The following is a 24,679-nucleotide window of genomic DNA, read 5'->3' as shown; positions in this document are numbered from 1 at the left end:
GAGGCATCAGGTGCGGCGATAGATCTCCGCGCCGCTCTTCACGAACTCGACGGCCTTCACTTCCATGCCCTGCTTGAGGGCGGCTTCGTCGGTGATGCCCTGCTTGGCTGCGTAGTCGCGTACGTCCTGCGTGATCTTCATCGAGCAGAAGTGCGGCCCGCACATGGAACAGAAGTGCGCCACCTTGGCAGAGTCCTTCGGCAGCGTTTCGTCGTGGAATTCGCGCGCCTTGTCCGGGTCGAGACCGAGGTTGAACTGGTCTTCCCAACGGAATTCGAAGCGAGCCTTCGACAAGGCGTTGTCGCGGATCTGCGAGCCCGGATGCCCCTTGGCGAGGTCGGCGGCGTGTGCAGCCAGCTTGTACGTGATGATGCCTTCCTTCACGTCGTCCTTGTTCGGCAGGCCCAGATGCTCCTTCGGCGTGACGTAGCACAGCATGGCCGTGCCGTACCAGCCGATGGTGGCGGCGCCGATACCCGACGTGATGTGGTCGTAACCTGGCGCAATATCCGTGGTCAGCGGTCCGAGCGTATAGAACGGGGCTTCGTCGCAGTACTCGAGCTGGAGATCCATGTTCTCCTTGATGAGCTGCATCGGCACGTGGCCCGGGCCTTCGATCATCACCTGGACGTCGTGCTTCCACGCGATTTGCGTGAGTTCGCCGAGCGTCTTGAGTTCGGACAGTTGCGCTTCGTCGTTGGCGTCGTAGATCGAGCCCGGACGCAGACCGTCGCCCAGCGAGAACGCGACGTCGTACGCCTTCATGATTTCGCAGATCTCTTCGAAATGCGTGTACAGGAAGCTTTCCTTGTGATGGGCGAGACACCACTTGGCCATGATCGAACCGCCGCGGCTGACAATACCCGTCATGCGATTGGCCGTCATCGGCACATAGGCCAGGCGCACGCCGGCGTGGATCGTGAAATAGTCGACGCCTTGCTCGGCCTGCTCGATGAGCGTGTCACGGAACATTTCCCACGTCAGGTCTTCGGCCTTGCCGTTCACCTTTTCCAGCGCCTGATAGATCGGCACCGTGCCGATGGGCACCGGGCTGTTACGCAGAATCCACTCGCGCGTTTCGTGGATGTGCTTGCCTGTCGACAGATCCATCACGGTGTCGCCGCCCCAGCGGATCGCCCACGTCATCTTGTCCACTTCTTCGCCGATCGAAGACGTCACGGCGGAATTGCCGATGTTCGCGTTGATCTTCACGAGGAAGTTGCGGCCGATGATCATCGGCTCCGATTCCGGGTGGTTGATGTTGTTCGGGATGATGGCGCGACCGCGAGCGATCTCTTCGCGCACGAATTCCGGCGTGATTTCCGCAGGAATGTTCGCGCCGAAATGCTGACCCGGATGCTGGCGCGAGAGCAGCTTGGCCAGACGCTCGCCCTGCGGGCCAGCGGCGCGCACGCTTTCGATATATTCCTGACGGCGCAGGTTTTCGCGAATCGCGATGTACTCCATCTCGGGCGTGATGATGCCCTGGCGTGCGTAGTGCATCTGCGTGACGTTCTTGCCGGCCTTGGCGCGGCGCGGCGTGCGGTGCAGGCCCGGGAAGCGCAGATCGGCTGTCGCGCTGTCGTCGGCGCGCTCACGCCCGTAGGCCGAGGACAGGCCCGGCAGCGATTCGGTGTCACCGCGCTCTTCGATCCACTTCGCGCGCAGCGCGGGCAGACCGGAGCGGATGTCGATGCGAGCGTTCGGATCGGTGTACGGACCCGAGGTGTCGTAGACGTAGATCGGCGGGTTCTTCTCGCCGCCGAAGCTCGTCGGCGTGTCCGATTGCGTGATTTCGCGCATCGGGACCTGAATGTCCGGGCGCGAGCCCTCTACGTAGATCTTGCGGGAATTGGGCAGCGGAGCGATCGCGGCTTCGTCCACGCGCGCGTTGGCTGAGAGGAACTTCGGATTGGCGTTCATGCAATGTCTCCTGGCGGGGCACGTGTTGACGCCGACAAATTCGGCGCAAAGCGGCTCAGGGGCATGAACGGGGGCGAGGTATTTCTACGCTCCCTGCGCTGGCATTATCCAGATCAGGTTCTAAGGGTATTTCTCACCCACAACTCACGTTGCAGGACCCCTGCGCTTAGCTTTGCGGCAACGATACACCGACACCCCCGGCAAACACAAGCGCGATGTGTCCCGAAAAACGTGAACGGCGGGTTGCTGCAATGCCGCATGCGCAGGCGGTGGAGCAGTCCGCCGGTGTGCGCGGCGAGTGCGGAAGCCATACGAGAAGTTGAGGCAATCCTCGCCAAAAGCGTCGATCGTGCCGGGATGTTCCGTCATTCGGCCTGCCGGACTTCTCTCTGAAACTCGCGCGGCATCAAACGCAACGCGTCGCGAAAGAAGCGCCGGTCGGGCGGCGGGAGCATCGGGAGAACGCGTCCGAGCGAGTGGGCCGCATGCAACGCCTGGGGCGAGTCGCCGTCCTGGTGCAGTGCAAACCAAAGCATCTCGAACCACAGATTCGCGAGTTGAAGCGGCTCAAAGCGAACGCGCCCCTCTTCGTGGTCGGCCAGTGTCGTCATCACCACGTCGGTCCAGCGCAAAAAGCCTTTCGCCCGCGAGAAGGGCGCACCGAAGGGCTGCACGGCGTCGAGGAACGCGTCGACCGCGAGCGGCGTGCTCGCCCGCAGCGTCTCCAGATCGGGATCGCGTCGTACCGGTACGGCGCCGCGTGCGATCCGCAACAGGAAAACCGTATTCCACACGGAATTTCCGCCCACACCGAAACGGTCGCAAATCCATTCGGACAGTCCGATCCAGCGTAAGGCCTGACGCTGTACTTCGGCTGCGGCCAGCCGCCGGCCGGGATCGATGAGCGCGCCTTGCCAGAACAGCCAGAGCGACAGGCCGATGTTCGCCGCGACGTGTTGCGCCAGTTCGATGGAGTCGGCTTCGAAGGCGGCTTGCAGGGCGTCGGAGAAGGCCGCGAGTGCGTCGGCGGCCGATTGCGCCCGTGCCGGCATCGGGCCGTTACGCGCCGCGTGTGATTTGTACAGCAGCGCCTGCAAATTTCGGCTCTCGAAGCGGATGCGCGGGTTGTAGACGAGGCAGGGGGCGAGCGACGCGTCGTCGCTGATGCGTTGCAAGTGGGCGAACGCACCGGCTTCGTCGCGCAATGCGTAGGCTTGCCATGCCTGCACGATCCAGTGCATGGCGCGTAACGTGGGCGAGCCCGACCGGTGCGCACCGAAGGTCGTGGCGAGCGTGGCGAGCGTCTGTTTCGTGCGGGCGGCGTCTCCCATGCGGCGCCACACGATCGTCTCCGCGAGCAAGGCGATGCCGCGTTGCACGTCGTCCACCGCGCACACCTGAGCCGCATGGAACGACGGAATCGCTCCCGTGCGTTGCCGTCTGGCGTCGGCCGGGGAGGATGTTGGCGGCGACGCGAAGAACACGCCGTCCTGCATGTCGCGCTTGCCGAGCGTGAGGTGATGCCAGAACGCAATGTCCTGCATGACGTAATCGAGCGCGGGCGATTGCGTGTCGGGGGCGGCATCCTGCGGCAACCCGAGAAAGGTGGCGATGGCGCGACGCGGGTCGTCGGGCATGGCGTCGCCGATGGTGACGACAAAGCGCGACATCTCGTGAGGCGCGAGCCAGAAGGGACCTTTGCCGCGTCCGCGTGTGGGCAGAAGCCGCACGTCCATGTGAGGGTCGTCGCCCCAGCCCACGGCCACGCCCCATCGCGCAAAGTCGGAAAACGCCCGGCTGATGAGCATGCGCAGATCGCCCGCGATGGCCGCCTGACCGAAGCGGATCTTCAGCGAGGCGAGGGAGACCGGTGACGTCTCGTAATGCGCCGCGTAGTACACGCGCATCAGCAGCCAGAGGCTTTGATAGCGTACCGGCCGACCGTCAATTTTTTGCGGGGTGTCGAGCCGCACGACGAGTCGGGCGTGCGAAGGGGCGCCGGAAGCGGTGTCGGGGGCGCGCGGCGGCGTTGGCTTGTCGGACATGGCGTCGAGAGACATCGAATCGCTCCGGGCAGCGGACAGCATCCGCAGGTTCCTCGGAAACACGCTGAGGGGGCGTGCCGATGATACGGCGGTTACGTCGGTTACGGTAGCTGTGCTTTGCATCTGGCGAAACGCGCACTAAGCTGCAAACGCTTTCGAAAAGCGGTGCCTGGCCAGTGCCACCGATAACGTGTGTCATCAACGTGTGTCATTCATCCCATCAGGACAACGAAATGAAAAATATACTTTCTCGCTGGCGGCGTGTCGCATTCGTACTACGGCTCGCCTCGGCGCTCGCCTGCCCCACGATGCTGGTTGCGCCGGTGTACGCGGCGGAGGGCGTCGGTGCGGCGCCCGTACACATGACCGAGCGTGCCGATTGGGGCAAGTTCTTTGTGGCAGAAGACGTCAAAGGCACGATCGTCGTGCTCGACGGCAAGACACAGCGCTATCAGGCATTCGACGCGATGCGGGCCGAGCGTCGCGTCTCGCCGGCGTCGACGTACAAGATTTTCAATAGCCTGCTGGCGCTCGAGTCGGGGGCGCTGGACAACGAGCGCGAGACGATTCCGTGGGACGGCAAGCCCCGTCGCGTCAAGGCCTGGAATGCCGCGATGGACTTGCGCACGGCGTTTCGCGTGTCGTGCCTGCCGTGCTATCAGGGGGTGTCGCACAAGATCCCGCGCGAGTATGCACAGGCCAAACTCGACGCCGTGGGTTATGGCAACCACCTGATCGGGCGCGCTGCGGACGCGTACTGGATCGACGACAGCTTGCAGATCTCCGCGCGCGAACAAGTCGACTTCCTGCAACGTCTTGCACGCGGCACGCTGCCCTTCTCGGCACGCACGCAGGATATCGTGCGTCAGATATCGATCGTCGAAGCCAATGCCGACTACGTGCTGCACGGCAAGACTGGTTGGTTCGTGGACAAGAAGCCGGATATCGGCTGGTGGGTCGGCTGGCTCGAACGTGACGGCAATCTCACGATGATCGCGCTGAACATCGACATGAGCAGTGACGCCGATGCGCCCAAGCGTGCCCGCATCGTGCGCAACGTGCTCAAGGAGATGAAACTGATCTGAGCGCATCGCCCGAAACGTCGCGCCTCGCGCCGGGTATGCCGTGGCGCGTGCGCGATCGCGTCGGAAGGGGAGCCGAAGGGGCTGTGGAGGGGGGCGCCGCCAGCCGCGTCGGCCGGCGGCGCGCGGCTGACGGCGCCGTTAGATCAGAGCGCGCGTCCGTGCTTGAGTGCGGCGGCGATTTCCGCCACATGGCGGCCCTGCGTCTTTGCAATCTTCAGTTCGTTCTCGCTGGGCTGACGGGAGCCGTCGCCGGCCGCCAGCGTCGTGGCGCCATACGGCGTGCCGCCGGTGATCTCTCCCATGTTGGTCAGACCGGGTTCGGTGTACGGCACGCCGACGATCACCATGCCGTGGTGGAGCAGTGTGGTGTGGAAGCTGGTGATGGTCGTTTCCTGTCCGCCATGCTGCGTGGCCGTGCTGGCGAATACGCTGCCGACTTTTCCGACGAGGGCGCCTTTGGCCCAGAGGCCGCCGGTCTGGTCGAGGAAGTTGCGCATCTGCGCGGTCATGTTGCCGAAGCGGGTCGGTGTGCCGAAAATGATCGCATCGTAGTCGGCGAGTTGCTCGACACGTGCGACCGGCACGTTCGCAAACGCCGCGCGTGCGGCCTTGGCGCCGCTCTTCTCGAGCACGTCGTCGGGCACCAGTTCAGGGACTTGCATGACAGTGACTTCGGCGCTGGCGACGCTGCGTGCGCCTTCGGCAACCGCTTCGGCCATCTTGTAGATGTGCCCGTACATGCTATAGAACACCACCAGGATCTTGGCGTTGGCCATGGGGATCTCCTTAGGGGGTCAAGAGATGCCAGCCTGACATGCCGATGCGCGCGCCAGACAAGCCGTTCCATCATAGCCGACTCACGTGATGAAACGCTCTGCCTGGGGCTGAGGAGATGCCCCGCGAGACGATTTGCCGCATGTCGCGCCGCACCCCGTCCTGCCGCTGACGGTGGCGGCGCGCCTTCCGGTGCGCCCTGCCGCCAAGGAGCGCCAGGGCGTTGACCGGCAGCGTTCGGCTAACGCCTGTCGGCGCCTGCCAGCTCTGTCAGCCCTCGTCAGCGCGCTAGCGCAGGCGCGAGCCGATGAGGCAGCCCAGGGCCAGCGCGGCCATCAGTACCGTCACGCTCGCCGAGAAGCCTCCGGCCAGCGCAAGGCCGGTTGCCGCGAGGCCATGCGCCATCACGGCCGCAGGCACGAGCAGCATGGCGCTCACGACGCACCAACGCATGACATACCGCCACATGAAGCGACTCACGATCTGCATACGCGGGTCGAGTTGATGCCGCTGCCAGAAAGACAGATCGGCTGCCGCGTGGAAAAGCCACAGCGGACTGAAGTATTTGATGATCAAGTCCATGACGCCGTACCGGAAACACAATGCCCGCAGGGCGCGGGCATGGCGTCGAGGCACGATGGCGGGGCAGACGCCCGTTGGCACAGTCACGCACTTTTGGGGGGAGTCGACGCCCTCGTATTGTAGCAAACGCTCACTTACTTTGTGGGTGAACGTTGCGCCGCCGTGATTTGCTGAATCAGTTCCCAGACAGACTGTGCGGCAGGCGAGAGGGTGCGGTTCTTGCGGCGCACGAGCATGATGGTGCGGTCGATCTGCGGCGTGAGCGGCAGGGCCACGAGGCGGCTGCCCGGCGCTTCGAACCCCGGCATGGCGGGCAGCGCCAGCGCGGGCATGATGCTGATGCCGATGCCGGCCTCGACCATACGAAAGACGGTAATCGCATGGCCGACTTCCTGCGTCACCTGACAGTAAGCGCCGTGCTCGGCGAGCGCCCGGTCGATCAGCGGTCGGCTGCCGGACGCGTAATCGAGTAACACCAGCTTCTCGCCGTTGAGCGCATTCCACGTCACCTGAGTTTGTTGGGCAAAGCGATGTGAGCGGTCGCACACCACGAGAAACGGTTCGACCATGATGGGTTCGCCGACGAGATCGTCCGTACCCTCGGAGGCGACGATCACGCCGAAATCCACTTCGCCATGCCGCACACTGTCGGTCGCCAGCGTCTGCACCTGATCGCGCAGCATCAGCGTGATGTCCGGATAACGGGCCGCGCAGGCCGAAATGCACTCGGGCATGAGATTCGCGGAAATGGTCGGTGCGCTCGCCACGCGCACCCGGCCCCGGCGCTCCTCGGCGAGTCCATGTGTGTCGCGCAGGGCGCTTTCCAACTCGTCCAGCACCCGGGCGAGCGTGGCCGAGAGGCTGGCGCCCACTTCGGTCAGCGTGACTTCCCGTGTGGTGCGGTCCACCAGCTTGAGCCCGAGTTCCTGCTCCAATTCCCGGATGCAGCGACTCACGGCGGGCTGGGTGAGACCGATATCCTCGCCGGCCCGGCTGAAACTGCCGTGCCCGGCGACTGCTAGGAACACTTTGAGTTGCCGGAGCGAGATATTCATGCGTATTTGGTATGAATAAAATTTTTAAATGAATTTGTATTTTAACTACCCTTGCGCTCTAATACGTGAAAACCCGTAGCGCAAGCACACACTTCCGGTCACTTTTCGAGCCCGCACTCGGCGGTTGACCCTCGCTGACGGCCCAGACGCCGTCACGTCCCGTGTTCTGGCGGACGGGCTTTGTCGTTTCAGACGCATTCGAGAGAGAGTATTCGAGATAGACGATGGCCAGACCGCGTTTCCTTCCCGACAATTTCACGTTGATGCTGGTTGCCACCGTTGCGCTGGCGAGCTTCCTGCCGGCCCACGGCGAGGGTGAAGTCGCCTTCAACCTGCTGACCAACGTGGCGATTGCCGCATTGTTCTTCCTGCACGGCGCCAAGCTTTCGCGCGAGGCGGTGCTCGCGGGCGCCACGCACTGGCGTTTGCACCTGCTGGTGTTCGCCAGCACGTTCGTGATGTTCCCGATCATCGGTGTGGCGCTCAAACCCGTGCTGTCGTGGATGGTGACCCCGGAGCTTTATCTGGGCATTCTTTTCCTGTGCACGCTGCCGGCCACCGTGCAATCGGCCATCGCCTTCACCTCCATGGCGCGGGGCAACGTCCCGGCTGCGGTGTGCAGCGCGTCGGCATCGAGCCTGTTCGGCATTTTCATCACGCCGGTGCTCGTCGGGCTGATCGTGGTGCATCACGACGGTAGCGGCGGCGCGTCGCCGTTCGACTCCATCGGCAACATCATGCTGCAACTGCTGGTGCCGTTCATTGCCGGCCAGCTCTCGCGCAAGGCCATCGGCAAATGGGTCGAGCGCCATCGCGGCCTGCTCAAGGTGGTCGATCAGGGCTCGATTCTGCTGGTCGTCTACACGGCGTTCAGCGAAGCGGTGAACACCGGGCTGTGGCATCAGATTCCGCCGCTGGCGTTGCTCGGTCTGATCGGCTGCTGCGCGGTGATTCTGGCCGTCATGCTTGCATTGACGACGTATTCGGCCCGCTGGCTCGGGTTTTCGCGGGAAGATGAGATCACCATCGTCTTCTGCGGCTCGAAGAAGAGCCTCGCGAGCGGCATCCCCATGGCCAAGGTGCTGTTCGCGACCGGTCCGCTCGGCGCCATCGTTTTGCCGCTGATGTTGTTTCACCAGATGCAATTGATGGTGTGCGCCGTGCTTGCCCAGCGTTACGCCAATCGCCAGCGCCCGGCGCAGGCGGTGAAGCCGGTAGCGGGCAAAGCGGTTCCCGGCGCCAAGCCGGGCAAGTCCGACGGCAGCAGCGCCAACGCCGGTGCGGGCCGTTAAGGCGCCGTTGCGCTGGCGCACCGTGCCGAGACCAGGGCTCAGACCACGGAATATGGGGGCCGTAAGCATCGCGGTCATGGCGGGGGAAGGCCCGTTGTCACACGTTGGTCGTGCGCAAGTGTTAGAATTGCGTCTGTTTCGCTTCTTGACGACCACCCTGGTCCGCCGGCGCCCGACGCATCTGTTACCCGACAGACCCCTCTCGCGCCAGCCTCGAGCATGGCGCGCAGCGCCCCTTGAATCTTCGCGAGTGAGCTTTGATGCGGAAACCCTTCCGCGTGGCGGCCCCCGTTTTTTTAAAAGAGATGTCCCTTCATCATGGCTGATGTAAATGCTGTTCCGACCCCCGGCTTCGAGAGCTTTGGGCTGCATGCGGACATCTTGCGGGCCATCGCCGAGCAGGGTTACACCCAGCCGACGCCGATCCAGGCACAAGCCATCCCCGTGGTGCTGTCCGGCCGCGATGTCATGGGCGCCGCGCAAACGGGCACCGGCAAGACCGCAAGTTTCTCGCTGCCGATCATTCAGCGCCTGCTGCCCGACGCCAACACGAGTGCATCGCCCGCCCGCCACCCGGTGCGCGCGCTGATCCTCACGCCGACGCGCGAACTCGCCGATCAGGTGGCCGATAACGTTCGCTTGTACGCCGCCCACACACCGCTGCGAAATACCGTGGTGTTCGGTGGTGTGGACATGAATCCTCAGAAAGATGCGTTGCGACGCGGCGTCGAGATTCTCATCGCCACGCCCGGTCGTCTGCTCGATCACGTCGAGCAGAAGACGGTGAACCTGAGCCAGGTGAAGATGCTGGTGCTCGACGAAGCCGACCGCATGCTGGACATGGGCTTCCTGCCGGATCTTCAGCGCATTCTGAATTTGCTGCCGAAGCAGCGCCAGACGCTGCTCTTCTCGGCCACGTTCTCCAACGACATCAAGAAGCTCGCATCGAGCTACCTCTCCAACCCGGTCACGATCGAAGTGGCGCGTCGCAACGCGACGGCCGATACGGTCGAGCAGGTCGTCTACGAAGTGGATGAAGACGACAAGCGCGCCGCCGTGGTGCAGATTCTCAACGAACGCGACCTCAAGCAGGTCATCGTGTTCGTCAACAGCAAGATCGGCGCGAGCCGTCTGGCGCGTCAGCTGGAGCGCGACGGTGTTGTGACGGCCGCCATTCACGGCGACAAATCGCAGAACGAGCGCATGCAGGCGCTCGAAGCGTTCAAGCAAGGCGGCATTCGCGCGCTCGTGGCGACCGACGTTGCGGCGCGCGGTCTGGACATCACGGATTTGCCGGGCGTGATCAACTACGATCTGCCGTACAACGCGGAAGACTACGTGCACCGTATCGGTCGTACTGGCCGTGCAGGGGCGTCGGGTGTGGCGCTTTCGCTGTGCGCGCCGGACGAACGCAAGCAACTCGTGGAAATCGAGAAGCTGATCAAGCGCGAACTCAAGCGTGGTGAACTGGCGCTGGAGCGCCGCGGGCGTTCGCGTGACGATCGCGGTGATCGATACGAGCGTAGTGAACGAGGTGAACGCAGTGAGCGTGGCGATCGTCACAGCCGTCACGATGGCCTGCGCGCCGGTCGCAGCAGCGGTAGCGCGATGCCGCGTCGCGTGCGTCCGGAAGACGAGTTCTTCTATAAGCCGTATGAGCCGTCGCCGTCGGCTGGCGAGTCGCAGCGCGACAGCCGTGCGTCGCATGATGCGAATGCGACGAGCGCGTTCGGTGTGCCTGCCGACAAGGCGCCGAAGCGTCAGGTTGCCGCGCTGCTGGCGGGATTCCCGCGCAAGCCGGGCAGTTAAGTACGTCACGCGCTGCGTTGTCGGCGCGGCGTTTGCGAGAAGCCAGCGTCGTTGCGCTGGCTTTTTTCGTTTGGAACGGAGAGTCATCAGGCCCGCCAATCGAGACGCCAATCGAGACACCAATGAGACGCCAGATGAGACGCCAATCGCAGCGGCGGTGCGGCGACTTCGATATGGCCCCGACAAGTGCGGTGACGGGCTCGGCCTTAACCGCCGAACCGTTCCCGCCACGCCCGCACAGCGGCTGCGTAGAAGTCGTCGAGATGGGCGACGCCTGCGAGCACCGTCGGCAAACCGAGGTGTGCTGCGGCCTCTTGCAATGCGGCGAGTGTCGCTTCGGGCGTGTCGAGGCGTAGCGGGGCGGCGCCGTTCTGCTTGCTGAGCTTCTCGCCGTCGTCGGCCATGACGAGCGGCACGTGCAGATAGCGCGGCGTCGGAGCGCCCAGACAGGCTTGCAGATAGATATGGCGGGCGGTGGAGTCGAGCAGGTCCGCGCCGCGCACGACATCGGTGATGCCCTGCACCTGATCGTCCACGACGACGGCCAGTTGGTAGGCCCATTGGCCGTCTGCGCGTTTTAGCACGAAATCCCCGACTTCGGTGGCCAGATGCTGCGCTTGCGGCCCCATCCAACGATCGTCGAAGCGCACCAGCGCCGCGTCGCCATCCGGGACTCTCAGCCGCCAGGCACGCGCCGGCTTGCCGCGCAGGCCGGCGCGACAGGTGCCCGGATACGCGAGCGTGCTGTGACGGGCATGCACCCGGGTGAGCGAGTCCGCGATTTCTCGACGGGTACAGCCGCACGGGTAGACGAGTCCGCGAGCGCTCAGCGCTTCGAGCGCTTGTGCGTAGCGGGCGTGCCGGTGGCTTTGCCAGACGATGGGCTCATCGGAGTGCAGCCCGAGACGGGTCAGCGTGTCGAGAATATCCTCGGCCGCGCCGGGCACGCATCGGGGTTCGTCGAGGTCTTCCATGCGCACGATCCAGACGCCGTCGTGCGCACGCGCGTCGAGCCAACTGGCCAGCGCGGTAACGAGCGAGCCACGGTGGAGCGGCCCGGTCGGGGAGGGCGCGAAGCGCCCGCGATACCCGCGATGCCGGTGATCATGGCGCGCTGACCGGGGCGTGTCAGGTGCAGCGGGACGCTCGGCGGAGGTCTCGGTGGCGTCGAGCGCCGAAGCGTGGGCCACCTGCGGGTTCAGGCCGACGTGGCGGCGACAGGCGTGTCAACGCGCGTATCGACACAGGCCGGGCACTGCTCGCCTTCGATGTAATCGGGGCTGCGCTGATCCTCGGCCGTCACCACGGCGCGGCAGGCGAAGCACTGCCGGGTCGTGGAGGGGGCAAGTTCCGGCGTGAGCGCTGTGCGGTAATCGAACACGAAACAGTCGCCGCGATAGTGCGCGCCGCCCACGTCCTCGAAATACTTGAGAATGCCACCGTCGAGCTGATACGTATGTTCGAGCCCGATGTCGCGCATATAGATGGCGGCCTTCTCGCAACGGATGCCGCCCGTGCAGAACGACACGATGGTCTTGCCCTCAAAGTCTGCTCGATGTGCGGCGATGACGTCAGGGAATTCCGAGAATTTCGTCAGACGGTAGTCGACGGCGTTGTCGAACGTGCCCACATCGACTTCGAAGTCGTTGCGTGTATCGAGCATCACGACCGGACGGCCTTCGTCGTCCTGGCCGGCGTCGAGCCAGCGCTTGAGCGTGGCGGGATCGACACCCGGGGCGCGTCCGTCGGCCGGCTTGATGACCGGCATCTTCATGGTGATGATTTCTTTCTTCTGACGCACCAGCATCCGGCGAAACGGCTGATCGTCCGAGAGGCTTTCCTTGACTTCCAGGTCGGCGAAGCGGGCGTCTGCACGCAGACCGCCGAGGAACGCGTCGATCGCCTCGCGCGAGCCTGCCAGAAACAGGTTGATGCCCTCCGGCGCGAGCAGGATGGTGCCCTTCAGGTCGAGCGCCTGACAGCGTTCGAGCAGGGCCGGACGCAGGGTCGCGATGTCGTCGAGCGTGACGAACTTGTACGCAGCGATGTTGACGATAGACATGGCAACGGAATTCCGCAAAAGCGTGAAGCAATAAACCGCCATTATCGCCGATTCAGTACAAGTTCGTGCTTGATTCAAGACAAAGCGTCGGGTTGACGCAGGGATGCGGCGGGCAGGCGGGCGTCTCGATGTCGCCCCGACTGCCCGCCGCCGACCCCCTTCAGCCCGCCGGCATCAGGCGTGCACCGACAGGCGCGGGCTCAGCTTCGCGGCATACCCCAGCGCCTGCAACTCGCCCATGACGGCGGTCAGGTCGTCCAGACTCGATGCGCTCAAGGGCGCGGGCTTATCGGGGATGAAGAACAGCGGGGCGTCCACGCTGGCAAAGCCGGGCGAGAACGGGTTGCCGTTCTCGGCGTTGTGCCAGAAGAGCTTGCCACCCCGGTAACCGTCGCGGGCGACGGCGGTGTTGAGCGCGTCGACGATGGTGCGGTGAAAGAACGAAATATTGCCCATGTTCGGGTCTTCCGGTTGACGCTGCCCTGTCGCCACAGCCCCCAGGTACTGCGAGGCAAGATTTCGCGACGGATCTTTCGGCCCTGCGACCACGCGCGGCTGCACCGGCATGGGTAATCGGTCGACGTCGCGCTGCTGGCGCGAAAACAGGCAGAAGAGATCGTAATCGGCAGTCATCGGCAACGGGTTGGCCACGATCGCCTTGTCTTTGGCAAAGCCGCCGGGCAATTCCGGCGGGTTGGTCAGGACGGTCACCGGTTGTCCGGCGGCATCGAACACGCTGAGGGCATCAGGGGCATCAGGGGCTTCATGTGCGCCATGGACGCCGGCGGCACCGGTGCTGGCCGGGCGCAGGGAGAACGTCATCTCCCCTGCCGGATAGGTCGCCTGATAGGTCTCTCCGCCGACGTGCCTCATTGCCCCGTGAGCCAGCAATTCCGCCACGCGCGCCGGGCTGAGCCGCAGGCCTACCGCTTTTGCGCCGGCTTTCAACGCGCTGGCAACGGACTTGGCCTGCTTTTCCCATTGCTCGACGTCGACCTTGGCGTACTTCGCGTCGACCGGCACGAAGCCCGCCGTGGGGCCCGACGCGCTCGACTTTGCTTTGACGTGGAAGTTCTTCGTGGGAAAGCCCTCATGCAGCAGCGATTGACCCAACGCGTTCGGTCGGCGCAGACCGATGACCACGTTGTACTGATTCGATACGCGCTGAATGGCCTCGGCGAACGCCGGCATCGACGTTTCACGTCGCCGGGACGCCGATGTGCCGATTTCGTGTGTCGTTGTGGTCGTGGTCGTCGTTGCGTCACAACCGCCGGCGCCATGGGCGTCGAACGCGACATCGCGGCGGGCGTTGCTCACGCCGATCAGGGCGCGCCGCAGTTGATCGAAGGTTCGGCTGCCGATACGCCATGCGTCGTGGGCGGCATCGGTCTCGGCGTCGTGCGCGCCGTTGCCGCCGTCCTCGTAACTCTCATAGCCTGAATCGTCGTGGTGATGCGTCGCGCGCGCTTCCGTATCGGTTTCGCTCAAGCCGGCGGCGTCGGGCGATTGAGGGGTGTCCGGCGACGCTGACACATCGGGCGCGGCAGACGTCTCGACAGGCGACACACCGGGACGGTTCTTGTGGACGGTGGGAGGGGGCGTCGCGGTTTGCGACGTCAGGGCCGCAGGTGGCCCGTAACGCGAGATTTGCATGGACGGTTGGAGTCAATTTTTTGAGATAGCGGCGAATACGTGGTTTGCCGGATTTTTCGGGACCGCGTAGTCTGGGCAATCGGCGTGCGGGCGGGATATTCGAATTCGCTCATGGGGTGGCGTGGGCCTAAAGCAACGGTGCAACTGTGCCGCTATGCAGGTGCGCCGGCGCTGCGCGGCCTGCGCTGCTCGCCGGATCCCGGACCCGGCGGGGCGACGCGCGTCGTCGTGCCGCACACCGATGCGAAGGCGGTCAATCCGGGGGAGGCCGCGTTACAATACGGCCCATGTCAGAACCTCGTTTCGTCCACCTCCGTCTCCACTCCGAATACTCGATCGCCGATGGCATCGTGCGGCTCGACGACGTCGTCAAGGCCGCCGCCAAGGACGGTCAGGGCGCGCTCGCGCTCACCGACCTCGCGAACATGTTCGGGGCCATCCGTTTTTACAAGGAAGCCCGTGGCAAGGGCGTCAAGCCGATCATCGGCTGCGACGCCTGGATCACGAATCCGGCCGACCGCGACAAGCCGTCGCGATTGCTGCTCCTCGCGCGCGACCGCGAAGGCTATCTGAACCTTTGCCAGTTGCTCTCTAAAGCGTGGCTCGGCAACCAGTACCGGGGCCGAGCGGAGATCGAGTCGTCATGGCTGCAGCCCGACGGTCTCGCGCGCGGTCTGCTCGCGCTGTCCGGCGCCCAGATGGGCGATGTCGGCGCGGCGTTGGCGGCGGGCAATGCGGAGCTGGCGTTGCAATGTGCGAAGCACTGGGCGAGCGTGTTCCCCGGCGCGTTCTACATCGAACTGCAACGCACCGGCCAGCAAGGGATGGAAACGTATGTGCAGCAGGCGGTGCAGTTGGCGGCGAGGGCCGGGCTGCCGGTCGTCGCCACGCATCCGATCCAGTTCATGACCGCCGACGATTTCACCGCGCACGAAGCGCGCGTGTGTATTTCGGAAGGCGAGATGCTCGGCAATGCCCGGCGGGTGCGGCGTTTCACGCAGGACCAGAGCTTCCGCACGCAGGACGACATGATCGCCGCGTTCGAAGACGTGCCGTCCGCGATCGCCAACACCGTCGAAATCGCCAAGCGCTGCAACCTGACGCTCGAACTGGGCAAGCCGAAGCTGCCGCTTTTCCCGACGCCGGACGGCATGTCGCTCGACGACTATCTCGTCCAGCTCTCGAGGGAAGGGCTGGAGACGCGGCTGGCGATGCTGTACCCGGACGAGGCCGAGCGCGAGAAGCAGCGCCCCGAGTATTACAAGCGTCTCGATTTCGAGACCGGCACGATCATCAAGATGGGCTTCCCCGGCTACTTCCTGATCGTGGCCGACTTCATTCAGTGGGCGAAGAACAACGGCGTGCCGGTCGGTCCGGGCCGTGGTTCGGGCGCCGGTTCGCTCGTCGCCTATGCGCTGGGCATCACCGACCTCGACCCGCTCAAATACAACCTGCTGTTCGAGCGTTTCCTGAATCCGGAACGCGTCTCGATGCCCGACTTCGACATCGACTTCTGTCAGGACGGCCGCGATCGCGTCATTCAGTACGTGAAGGAAAAGTACGGTGCGGACGCCGTCTCGCAGATCGCCACCTTCGGCTCGATGGCGGCCAAGGCGGCGGTGCGCGACGTGGGCCGTGTGCTCGATCTCGGTTACAACTTCGTCGACGGCATCTCCAAGCTCATCCCGTTCAAGCCGGGCAAGCACGTCACCATCGACGACGCGCTCAAGGAAGAGCCGCAACTCGCCGAGCGTTATCAGACGGAAGACGAAGTCAAGCAGTTGATCGAGCTGGCGCAGCGCGTGGAGGGGCTGACGCGTAACGTCGGCATGCACGCGGGGGGGGTGCTGATCGCACCGGGCAAGCTCACCGACTTCTGCCCGCTCTACACGCAAGGCAGTGGCGAAGACGCCAGCGGCGTGGTGAGTCAGTACGACAAGGACGACGTGGAAGCCGTCGGTCTGGTGAAGTTCGACTTCTTGGGCCTGACCACGCTCACGATCCTGAATTGGGCCGAGCGCTACATCAAGCGCCTGCATCCGGAGATGGCGGACTGGTCGCTCGATCAGGTCTCGCTCACGGACCCGGCGGCGTTCAGCATTCTGAAGAAGGCCAACACGGTCGCCGTGTTCCAGTTGGAAAGCCGCGGCATGCAGGGCATGCTGAAGGACGCCCAGCCGGACCGCTTCGAGGACATCATTGCGCTGGTCGCGTTGTATCGTCCGGGCCCGATGGACCTGATTCCGAGCTTCTGCGCCCGTAAGCACGGCCGCGAAAAAACGGAATATCCGGATCCGCGCGTCGAGCCGGTGCTCCAGGAGACCTACGGCATCATGGTCTATCAGGAGCAGGTGATGCAGATGGCGCAGATCATCGGCGGTTACTCGCTCGGTGGCGCCGACCTGTTGCGTCGCGCGATGGGCAAGAAGAAGGCCGAGGAAATGGCCGAGCACCGCGAGATCTTCGCCAAGGGTGCTGCCGAGAACGGTCTGACGCGCGAGAAGTCGGACGAAATCTTCGACTTGATGGAAAAGTTCGCGGGCTACGGCTTCAACAAGTCGCACGCTGCGGCGTACGCGCTGCTCGCCTATTACACGGCGTGGCTGAAGGCGCACCATCCTGCCGAATTCATGGCCGCCAACATGAGCTTGGCCATGGACGACACCGACAAGGTCAAGATTCTCTACGAAGATTGCCTCTCGCCGGCCAACGGCCTGGGCGTGCTCCCCCCGGACGTCAACGTCTCTGCGTACCGGTTCGAGCCGGCGGACTCGAAGACCGTGCGCTACGGTCTGGGTGCCATCAAGGGAAGCGGGCAGTCGGCCATCGAAGAAATTCTGCGTGCCCGTGAGGACAAGCCGTTTACCGATCTGTTCGACTTCTGCGCACGTATCGACCGCCGCGTGGTGAACCGTCGCACGATCGAAGCGCTGATTCGCGCCGGTGCGTTCGATTCGATTCACGATAACCGGGCGCAGTTGATGGCGTCCGTGCCCATGGCCATGGAAGCGGCCGAACAGGCGAGCGCTGCGGCCAATCAGGTCAGCCTGTTCGATCTTGGAGACGAAAGCCTGCAAGCGCCGCTGGAACTGGCGGACGAGCCGGCCTGGACCGACAAACGTAAGTTGCAGGAAGAGAAGCAGGCGCTCGGCTTTTACCTGTCGGGGCATATGTTCGATTCGTATTCGGACGAAGTGCGCCGCTTCGTGCGCACCCGCATCAAGGACCTGTCGGAAGGGCGCGACCGGCTGGTGGCCGGCGTGATCTCCAGCATGCGCACGATGATGACGCAGCGGGGGAAGATGCTGATCGTGCAACTGGACGACGGCACGGCCACACTCGAAGTCACGATCTTCAACGAGCAATTCGAGGCGAACAAGCACCTCTTCAAGGAAGACGAACTGCTGATCGTGCACGGCAACGCGCGTCCCGACAGCTTCACGGGCGGCCTGCGCTTCACCGTGGAGAGCCTGATGGACCTCGGCCGGGCGCGTGCTCGCTATGCGCGGGCGTTGAAGTTGTCGTTCAACGGCAATGCCGACTGGACACGCCTGCGCGCCACGCTGCAACCGCACTGCACGATGTACCGCGTGGCCGCGACGGCCGGTGCGGGCGGTGGCGGTGGTGGTGGTGGTGGTGGTGGTGGCTTTCATAGTGGCGGCGGCGGCGGTGGATTCGGTCGACGCAACGGCAATGGCAACGGCGACGGCGATTCGGACAAGCAAAACGGCCTGCCGGTGCACATCGTGTATCGCCGCTCCGACGCCGAATGCGAGTCCCGTCTCGGCGACGACTGGAACGTGCAGCCGGGCGACGAACTGCTGGGCGAGCTTCGTCAGTGGCTGACGACCGACTCGGTACAAGTCATCTATTGATGCCCTGATGCCCTGATGCATTGAGGTACGGCTGTGAGGGGGGCGTCGGGCATTCGACGTCGCTCGCCAGCCCGGCGTTCGACACAACAAGGAAATCCGGATGTTCTCCATCATCGTTCCTACGTGGAACAACCTTGCCTTGCTGCAACTCTGCGTGCGCAGCATTCGCCAGAACTCGCGCTATCCGCATCAGATCATCGTGCACGTCAACGATGGCGCCGACGGCTCGCTCGACTGGGTGAGGGCCGAGGGCATCGAGCATACGGCGTCTGCCGAGAACATCGGTATCTGCTACGCCGTCAATCAGGCGGCGGCGCTTGCTCGCGAGAAGTACATCGTTTATCTCAATGACGACATGTATTGCTGCCCGGGGTGGGATACCGCGCTGGTCGAGCGAGCCGAAGCCATGCCCGACAAGGCGTTCATGCTCTCGGGCACGATGATCGAGCCGGTCGACACCGGCAACCCGTGCGTGCTGGTGCATGACTTCGGTCGTGACGTCGACAAGTTCGACGAGGCAGGGCTGCTTGCCGCCGTGCCCACGTACCGGAAGCCCGACTGGTTCGGCGCGACCTGGCCGCCCACGCTCGTGCATCGCGACTGGTGGTTCCTCGTGGGGGGCTACAGCACCGAGTTGAGCCCGGGCATGAGCAGCGACAACGACTTCTCGATGAAGATGTGGGCGGCGGGCGCGCGACGTTTCGTCGGCGTGGGCGCGAGTCTGGTGTACCACTTCCAGTGCAAGAGCACGGGCAAGGTCGTGAAGAACGACGGGCGTACGCAGTTCCTGCGCAAGTGGGGCATGACGCAGTCGATTTTCGATCGCTACTATCTGCGTCGCGGCACGCCTGTGCCGGCCGGCAGCGATGGCCGTCTGGCCGAGCCGGTCGACGACGGCAAGTTGCGCTGGCAACTGTTCCGCTCGCGCATCAAGCGGGCGCTGGCGAAATAGCGACGCATTTGCCATGTATTCACTACGCATTCACGACACATTGTCGACGCATGCGTGTCATACGAAAACGGACGCCTGAGGCGTCCGTTTTTGCGTATGCGCTATCGGGCTATCGGGCTATCGGTGCCGGGCGTATCTCAGGTCGCGACACGCTCCGGTGACATCGTCCACTCATACCTTCCGCGCACACCTTCCGCTCATACCTCGCCGCGTCTGAGCAGCGCGTATTTCAGGAAGGCGCTGCGGGCGTTCATGCGGGCAATCGCGACGCCGGTCGCGCCATCGAGAAACCCCCGGCGCAACACATAAGTGCGAACGAACGCCCATCCGCCATTGATCCAAGGCTTGAGCGGCGAGACGCGTTTGCCGCGCAAGGCCATCTCTTTGGCGCCGGCCTGCGCGTAGCGCTGCACTTTGTCCTCGACCTGACGGGCTTCGGTATAGCTGTAGTGCAGCAGATGATGGGCGAGGGTGCCGATCTCGCCATCGACGATGACGCGCTCATGCACGAGATTGTCGGAAAAGCGCCCGGCGTCGCGACGAAACAGCCGCAGCACGTAGTCCGGGTACCAGCCGCAGTGCTTCACCCAGTGTCCGAGGAATTGCGACAAGCGCGGCATGCGATACCCGCTATGCATGGCGCCCATGATGGCGGCCGCGATGTCGGCGGCCAACTCGGGCGTCACCCGCTCGTCGGCGTCGAGCGACAGCACCCACGGCTGCGTGGCGTGCGACAACGCACGATTCTTCTGCGGGCCGAAGCCGGGCCAGTCCGGCGTGATATGCACTTCCGCACCGGCGTCGCGCGCAATGTCTGCGGTGCCGTCCGTGCTCGCGCTGTCGAGCACGACGATCTGCGCGGCAAAGGGCTTCACCGACGCAATGCACTCGGCAATGTTGTGACGCTCGTTGCGGGTGAGAATCGTCACCGAGATCGGCAGGCGTTGCGTGTCGGGCATGGTCGGCACGGGGTGTTGGGTGGACGAAACAGAGGGCGATAAAAGCACTGCCACGTATGCATGGCCGGTATGGCCTGGCTCGGTGGCATCGATCCGGTACGCCGCTCAGGCATTGAGCAGTTCGACCAGCGCTTCGCCGTAGCGCTCGATCTTCGCTTCGCCCAGGCCGGAAATATCCACCAACCCGTCGCGATGACGCGGACGGCGTTGCGCAAGCTCTCGTAACGTACGGTCATGCAGGATAACGTACGCCGGCACGGCCTGTGTCTTGGCCATCTCCTGGCGCCACGCGCGAAGCTTTTCGAAGACTTGCTGATCGGCCACATCCAGTTCGATGGCAGGCGACGATGCATATCCGGCGAAGCGGCTTTTCTTGCCCGCAGTCGGTCGCTGCTGGCGTCGCAGCGACACGGTCGTCTCGCCCTTGAGCACCGGGCGCGCCGCCGCGTTGAGCGTGAGCGCCCCGTACTGGCTGCTGTCCGGCTCGATGATGCCGTGCGCGATCAACTGGCGAAACACCGCGCGCCAGCCCTGATCGTCCATTTCGCCGCCTACGCCGAAAGTCGGCAGGGTCTCATGCCCGAACTGACGAATCTTGTCGGTGCTGCGCCCACGCAGCAGATCGACCAGATGGCCAGCGCCAAAGCGTTGACCGGTCCGCAAAATGGCAGAGAGCGCTTTTTGGGCCGCAATGGTGCCGTCGAACACCTCGGGCGGGTTGAGGCAGACGTCGCAGTTGCCGCACGGCTCGCTCGTTTCGCCGAAATACGACAACAGCACGGTGCGACGGCAGCGCGGCGCTTCGCAATAGCCGAGCAAGGCGTCGAGCTTCTGGCGCTCGATGCGCTTTTGCAACTCGGAGGCGTTCGATTCGTCGATCCGGCTGCGGTGCACCACCACGTCGTTCAGGCCGTACGTCATCCACGCTTCGGCGGGTTCGCCGTCACGACCGGCCCGGCCCGTCTCCTGATAATAGGCTTCCAGGCTCTTGGGCAAGTCCAGATGCGCGACGAAGCGTACATCCGGTTTGTCGATACCCATCCCGAAGGCGACGGTCGCCGCCATCACCAGCCCTTCCTCGCGCAGGAAGCGTTGCTGATGGGTGCGGCGTACCTCCGCATCGAGCCCGGCGTGATACGGCAGCGCCGGAATGCCCTGCGTTTCCAGCCATGCGGCCGTTTCTTCCACTTTCTTGCGCGACAGGCAGTACACGATGCCCGCTTCGCCGCGATGCCGCGCCAGAAAGGCCAGCAACTGCTTGCGCGGATTGTCGCGATCGACGATTTCGTAGCGGATGTTCGGCCGGTCGAAGCTGGAGACGAACAGGCGGGCTTCGGTCAGACCGAGCCGCGTCTGAATTTCTTCGCGTGTCGCCGCGTCTGCAGTCGCGGTCAGCGCGACGCGCGGCACACGCGGATAGCGTTCGTGCAGTGCCGAGAGCTGAATGTATTCCGGACGGAAGTCGTGACCCCATTGCGAGACGCAATGCGCTTCGTCGATGGCGAAGATCGCCAGTTGCCCGCGCTCGTCGAGCCGGTCGAGCAGGTTGAGAAAGCGCTCGGTCAGCAGGCGCTCGGGCGCCACATAAAGCAGATCGAGTTCGCCGCGCGCGGCGCGACGCTCGATATCGATGGCTTCGTCGAAGGCGAGGCTGGAATTCAGATAGGCCGCGCGCACCCCGGCTTGCAGCAAGGCGTCGACCTGATCCTGCATGAGGGCGATGAGCGGGGAGACGACGATGCCCACACCAGGGCGCAGCAGCGCAGGGATCTGGTAGCAGAGTGACTTGCCGCCGCCCGTGGGCATGAGCACGAGTGCATCGCCCCCGTCGGCCACATGGTCGACGATGGCGGCCTGATCGCCACGGAATGCGTTATAGCCGAATACGGTACGGAGGACTTCGAGTGCGCTTGCCATGCGCCGGAGTATACCGGTTCCACCCCGGGTTCGGCGTGCCGAAGGCCCCGGATATCGGGCATTGAGGAGATTTTTACGATGGCGTCCTAGTCCGGTTCGGACACGTCCCGGCGGGAGCGGCCGGTACGTTAGAATAGCGGTTTTCCTGCCGTCCCCGACTTACATGAGCGCACCGCACAAGCCCGCCGGACCGATTTTGCGACGTCTGCTGGGCTATCTCCAGCCTTATTGGCACATGGGCCTGCTGGCCGTTCTCGCCATGGCGCTGGTCGCAGCGACCGAAGCGGCGATTCCGGCGGTGCTCAAACCGGTGCTCGACAAGGGCTTTTCCGGCGGCGATCCGTGGAAGCTCTGGTATGTCCCGGCCGCCGTGATCGGTCTGGCCGTCATTCGCGGGCTGGCGCAGTATTCGGCCAACTACATGCTGTCGTGGGTCTCCAACCGTGTGCTGCTCGATCTGCGCGTGCGCATGTTTGAGCGTTTGCTGCATGCGCCGGCGTCCTATTACCAGCGCGAGACGACCAGCACGCTGATCAACGCGATCGTCTTCGAGGTCAATCAGGTGCTCGGCGTGCTCACTACGGTGCTCATTACGCTCGTGCGCGATTCGCTCACCGTTATCGGCCTGCTGGGCTATCTGTTCTATCTGAACTGGCGACTGACGCTGGTGGTGGCCGTCATTTTGCCGCTCATCGGCTGGCTGGTCGGCAAGATCAACCGCCGTCTGCGCCGTCTGAATCGCGAGCAGCAGACGCTGACCAACGCGCTGTCGTACGTGGTCGAGGAGGCGGTCGGCGGCTATAAGGTCGTGAAGATCCACAATGGCGAAGAGTACGAGAAAAGCCGCTTCGACAAGATGACCAGCAAGCTGCGCGGGTATGCCATGCGCGTGACGGTCTCGGGCGGTCTGGCGCAGCCGGTAACGCAGGCGCTCGCGTCGCTGGCGCTGGCTATCGTCATCACGGTGGCGATGATCGAGTCGTCCTCCGGCGAGATGACCGTGGGCGGCTTTACGGCATTCGTTACGGCGCTGCTGCTCGTCGTGTCTCCGCTCAAGCATCTGATGGACGTCAACCAACCGCTGCAACGCGGCGTGACGGCCGCGGAACTGATCTTCGAAGTCATGGACGTGGAAGTCGAGCCGAGCGGCGGTGAGCGCACGCTCGATCGCGCGAAGGGCCGCGTGACGTTCGAACAGGTGAGCTTCAACTACGGCGCGAGCGAGCGCCCGACGCTCGACAAGATTTCGTTGGACGTCGCCCCGGGCGAAATGGTCGCGCTGGTCGGCCCGTCGGGCAGCGGCAAGACGACCATGGTCAATCTGGTGCCGCGCTTCTTCGACCCGACCGGTGGGCGCATCCTGCTCGACGGTATTGCGCTCACCGACCTGCGGCTGGCCGATCTGCGCCGTCAGATCGCGTTCGTGAGCCAGGACGTCGTGCTGTTCAACGACACCATCGCAGCCAACGTTGCGTACGGTCAGGCAGTCGACACGGCGCGTGTGCAGGCTGCCTTGCGCGCTGCCAATCTGGTCGATGCGGTCGCCGCGATGCCGGATGGCGTCGATACGCTCGTGGGCGACAACGGCATGCGCCTGTCGGGCGGTCAGCGGCAGCGTCTGGCGATTGCCCGCGCCATTTACAAGGACGCCCCGATCCTGATTCTGGACGAAGCCACGTCGGCGCTGGACTCGGAGTCGGAGCGCCACGTGCAGGCGGCGCTGGAGGTGTTGATGCAAGGGCGCACCACGCTCGTCATCGCGCACCGTCTGTCGACCATCGAACGCGCCGACCGGATCGTCGTGCTCGAACACGGCCGGATCGTGGAGCAAGGCTCGCACCAGACGCTGGTGGCGCATAATGGCCTTTATGCCCATCTGCACCGGATTCAGTACGCGCAGCAGCAAGAGGCGTGATTTCCGCCTGACGTATTCGGACACGACGCTAAGGCATGACGCCGAAGCATGAAGCCAGGGCATGAAATGAAGCAGGGGGCGTGGTGATGTTTTGCGGTGCGCCGTGGCGGGCTGCATCGCGGCGTCGGCGCCCACCGGACACCCCCGCCCGCCTTTGAGGAGACCATGATGAGCCAGCCGCCGATCAGTCGTTTTCCCGTGCCGGATCTTGCCGCCTTGCCGGCCGACATCCGCGCGCGTATCGACGAAGTCCAGGAGAAGGCCGGTTTCATCCCGAACGTCTTTCTCACACTGGCGCACCGTCCCGACGAATTCCGCGCGTTTTTCGCTTATCACGACGCGCTGATGCTCAAAGACGGCAATCTGAGCAAGGGCGAGCGCGAGATGATCGTCGTCGCGACGAGCGCCGTGAATCAGTGCCTGTATTGCGTGGTCGCGCATGGTGCGCTGGTGCGCATCTATGAAAAGCAGCCACGGCTCGCCGACCAGATCGCCGTCAACTATCTGAAGGCGGATCTGACCGACCGTCAGAAGGCGATTCTGGCCTACGCACTGAAGGTGTGCGAGCGCTCGCAGGATGTGGACGACGCTGACTACGCGAGCCTGCGCAGTCATGGTCTGAATGACGAGGACATCTGGGACATCGCCGCGATCACGGCGTTTTTCGGGATGTCGAATCGCATCGCGAATGCCATTTCGATGCGGCCCAACGACGAATTTTTCCTGATGGGACGTGTGCCTCGCAAGTGAGGCCGCGCCCACACATTCTTTCTGTACTCCC

At 64.1% G+C, this 24,679-nt stretch carries 17 protein-coding genes and 1 riboswitch; of the genes, 7 read left to right on the top strand and 10 right to left on the bottom strand.

Annotated elements, in window-relative coordinates; all coding sequences use genetic code 11:
• Positions 1-6: 6 nt before the first annotated feature.
• Positions 7-1,923: a phosphomethylpyrimidine synthase ThiC gene (thiC, locus tag PAN31108_RS15190; protein ID WP_150669650.1), complete on the bottom strand. Its 1,917-nt coding sequence runs from the start codon at positions 1,921-1,923 to the stop codon at positions 7-9.
• A gap of 73 nt (positions 1,924-1,996) precedes the next feature.
• Positions 1,997-2,095: riboswitch (TPP riboswitch) on the bottom strand.
• 193 nt (positions 2,096-2,288) lie between these two features.
• Entirely contained in the window at positions 2,289-3,983 is a 1,695-nt protein-coding gene (locus tag PAN31108_RS15185) for a hypothetical protein (protein WP_150669649.1), read from the bottom strand.
• Positions 3,984-4,201: 218 nt separating this feature from the next.
• On the opposite strand from PAN31108_RS15185, the gene blaOXA reads away from it, so the two are divergent.
• Positions 4,202-5,053, top strand: a complete 852-nt coding sequence (blaOXA, locus tag PAN31108_RS15180; RefSeq protein WP_150669648.1) for an OXA-62 family carbapenem-hydrolyzing class D beta-lactamase — start codon at positions 4,202-4,204, stop codon at positions 5,051-5,053.
• Positions 5,054-5,196: 143 nt separating this feature from the next.
• Here the strand turns inward: blaOXA and wrbA are convergent, their stop codons facing one another.
• The 3 genes from wrbA to PAN31108_RS15165 form a co-directional block, all read right to left on the bottom strand.
• Complete coding sequence (gene wrbA, locus PAN31108_RS15175) at positions 5,197-5,829, bottom strand: NAD(P)H:quinone oxidoreductase (RefSeq protein ID WP_150669647.1); 633 nt, start codon at positions 5,827-5,829, stop codon at positions 5,197-5,199.
• Between the two features lie 286 nt (positions 5,830-6,115).
• On the bottom strand, positions 6,116-6,409 hold the full coding sequence (locus PAN31108_RS15170; protein ID WP_150669646.1) for a hypothetical protein: 294 nt from the start codon (positions 6,407-6,409) through the stop codon (positions 6,116-6,118).
• 134 nt (positions 6,410-6,543) lie between these two features.
• Positions 6,544-7,464 (bottom strand): LysR family transcriptional regulator, encoded by a 921-nt coding sequence (locus PAN31108_RS15165; RefSeq protein WP_150669645.1) that lies wholly within the window; start codon positions 7,462-7,464, stop codon positions 6,544-6,546.
• Positions 7,465-7,688: 224 nt separating this feature from the next.
• Between PAN31108_RS15165 and PAN31108_RS15160 the strand changes: the two genes are divergently transcribed.
• The gene (locus PAN31108_RS15160; protein ID WP_150669644.1) at positions 7,689-8,756 is read left to right on the top strand and encodes a bile acid:sodium symporter family protein; all 1,068 of its coding nucleotides are present in this window, start codon (positions 7,689-7,691) and stop codon (positions 8,754-8,756) included.
• A gap of 318 nt (positions 8,757-9,074) precedes the next feature.
• Positions 9,075-10,565 (top strand): DEAD/DEAH box helicase, encoded by a 1,491-nt coding sequence (locus tag PAN31108_RS15155; RefSeq protein ID WP_150669643.1) that lies wholly within the window; start codon positions 9,075-9,077, stop codon positions 10,563-10,565.
• Positions 10,566-10,771: 206 nt separating this feature from the next.
• Here the strand turns inward: PAN31108_RS15155 and gluQRS are convergent, their stop codons facing one another.
• The 3 genes from gluQRS to PAN31108_RS15140 all read right to left on the bottom strand — a co-directional run bounded on the left by gluQRS (position 10,772) and on the right by PAN31108_RS15140 (position 14,280).
• Positions 10,772-11,755, bottom strand: coding sequence for a tRNA glutamyl-Q(34) synthetase GluQRS (gluQRS, locus tag PAN31108_RS15150; protein WP_150669642.1), 984 nt, complete (start codon positions 11,753-11,755; stop codon positions 10,772-10,774).
• 8 nt (positions 11,756-11,763) lie between these two features.
• A complete protein-coding gene (locus PAN31108_RS15145; protein ID WP_150669641.1) occupies positions 11,764-12,627 on the bottom strand; it encodes a sulfurtransferase in 864 nt (287 codons plus the stop codon).
• Between the two features lie 174 nt (positions 12,628-12,801).
• Positions 12,802-14,280 (bottom strand): anthrax toxin-like adenylyl cyclase domain-containing protein, encoded by a 1,479-nt coding sequence (locus tag PAN31108_RS15140; protein ID WP_150669640.1) that lies wholly within the window; start codon positions 14,278-14,280, stop codon positions 12,802-12,804.
• 278 nt (positions 14,281-14,558) lie between these two features.
• On the opposite strand from PAN31108_RS15140, the gene dnaE reads away from it, so the two are divergent.
• Together dnaE and PAN31108_RS15130 are read left to right on the top strand one after the other, a co-directional pair.
• Positions 14,559-18,155: a DNA polymerase III subunit alpha gene (gene dnaE, locus PAN31108_RS15135; RefSeq protein ID WP_150669702.1), complete on the top strand. Its 3,597-nt coding sequence runs from the start codon at positions 14,559-14,561 to the stop codon at positions 18,153-18,155.
• Positions 18,156-18,255: 100 nt separating this feature from the next.
• Positions 18,256-19,107 carry a glycosyltransferase family 2 protein gene (locus tag PAN31108_RS15130; protein WP_150669639.1) on the top strand — a complete coding sequence of 284 codons (852 nt, stop codon included), beginning with the start codon at positions 18,256-18,258 and terminating at the stop codon, positions 19,105-19,107.
• Positions 19,108-19,304: 197 nt separating this feature from the next.
• Here PAN31108_RS15130 and PAN31108_RS15125 read toward each other — a convergent pair whose 3' ends face one another.
• Both PAN31108_RS15125 and recQ read right to left on the bottom strand, forming a co-directional pair.
• Positions 19,305-20,066, bottom strand: a complete 762-nt coding sequence (locus tag PAN31108_RS15125; RefSeq protein ID WP_370819663.1) for a glycosyltransferase family 2 protein — start codon at positions 20,064-20,066, stop codon at positions 19,305-19,307.
• Positions 20,067-20,171: 105 nt separating this feature from the next.
• Complete coding sequence (gene recQ / locus PAN31108_RS15120) at positions 20,172-21,983, bottom strand: DNA helicase RecQ (protein WP_150669638.1); 1,812 nt, start codon at positions 21,981-21,983, stop codon at positions 20,172-20,174.
• Positions 21,984-22,146: 163 nt separating this feature from the next.
• Between recQ and msbA the strand changes: the two genes are divergently transcribed.
• Both msbA and PAN31108_RS15110 read left to right on the top strand, forming a co-directional pair.
• The gene (gene msbA / locus PAN31108_RS15115; RefSeq protein WP_150669637.1) at positions 22,147-23,898 is read left to right on the top strand and encodes a lipid A export permease/ATP-binding protein MsbA; all 1,752 of its coding nucleotides are present in this window, start codon (positions 22,147-22,149) and stop codon (positions 23,896-23,898) included.
• Between the two features lie 168 nt (positions 23,899-24,066).
• Positions 24,067-24,648, top strand: coding sequence for a peroxidase-related enzyme (locus tag PAN31108_RS15110; RefSeq protein WP_174995002.1), 582 nt, complete (start codon positions 24,067-24,069; stop codon positions 24,646-24,648).
• Positions 24,649-24,679: the final 31 nt, after the last annotated feature.

It is taken from the genome of Pandoraea anhela (assembly GCF_902459655.1).
Lineage (GTDB): Bacteria > Pseudomonadota > Gammaproteobacteria > Burkholderiales > Burkholderiaceae > Pandoraea > Pandoraea anhela.
The sequence above is the reverse complement of the archived record's forward strand: the minus strand, read 5'-3'. Positions and strand labels throughout refer to the sequence as shown.

Bases quoted from the DNA above. Each gene is read 5' to 3' on its own strand.
- thiC (WP_150669650.1), bottom strand. From the start codon at position 1,923: ATGAACGCCAATCCGAAGTTCCTCTCAGCCAACGCGCGCGTGGACGAA.
- PAN31108_RS15185 (WP_150669649.1), bottom strand. From the start codon at position 3,983: ATGTCTCTCGACGCCATGTCCGACAAGCCAACGCCGCCGCGCGCCCCC.
- blaOXA (WP_150669648.1), top strand. From the start codon at position 4,202: ATGAAAAATATACTTTCTCGCTGGCGGCGTGTCGCATTCGTACTACGG.
- wrbA (WP_150669647.1), bottom strand. From the start codon at position 5,829: ATGGCCAACGCCAAGATCCTGGTGGTGTTCTATAGCATGTACGGGCAC.
- PAN31108_RS15170 (WP_150669646.1), bottom strand. From the start codon at position 6,409: ATGGACTTGATCATCAAATACTTCAGTCCGCTGTGGCTTTTCCACGCG.
- PAN31108_RS15165 (WP_150669645.1), bottom strand. From the start codon at position 7,464: ATGAATATCTCGCTCCGGCAACTCAAAGTGTTCCTAGCAGTCGCCGGG.
- PAN31108_RS15160 (WP_150669644.1), top strand. From the start codon at position 7,689: ATGGCCAGACCGCGTTTCCTTCCCGACAATTTCACGTTGATGCTGGTT.
- PAN31108_RS15155 (WP_150669643.1), top strand. From the start codon at position 9,075: ATGGCTGATGTAAATGCTGTTCCGACCCCCGGCTTCGAGAGCTTTGGG.
- PAN31108_RS15145 (WP_150669641.1), bottom strand. From the start codon at position 12,627: ATGTCTATCGTCAACATCGCTGCGTACAAGTTCGTCACGCTCGACGAC.
- PAN31108_RS15140 (WP_150669640.1), bottom strand. From the start codon at position 14,280: ATGCAAATCTCGCGTTACGGGCCACCTGCGGCCCTGACGTCGCAAACC.
- PAN31108_RS15130 (WP_150669639.1), top strand. From the start codon at position 18,256: ATGTTCTCCATCATCGTTCCTACGTGGAACAACCTTGCCTTGCTGCAA.
- PAN31108_RS15125 (WP_370819663.1), bottom strand. From the start codon at position 20,066: ATGCCCGACACGCAACGCCTGCCGATCTCGGTGACGATTCTCACCCGC.
- recQ (WP_150669638.1), bottom strand. From the start codon at position 21,983: ATGGCAAGCGCACTCGAAGTCCTCCGTACCGTATTCGGCTATAACGCA.
- msbA (WP_150669637.1), top strand. From the start codon at position 22,147: ATGAGCGCACCGCACAAGCCCGCCGGACCGATTTTGCGACGTCTGCTG.
- PAN31108_RS15110 (WP_174995002.1), top strand. From the start codon at position 24,067: ATGAGCCAGCCGCCGATCAGTCGTTTTCCCGTGCCGGATCTTGCCGCC.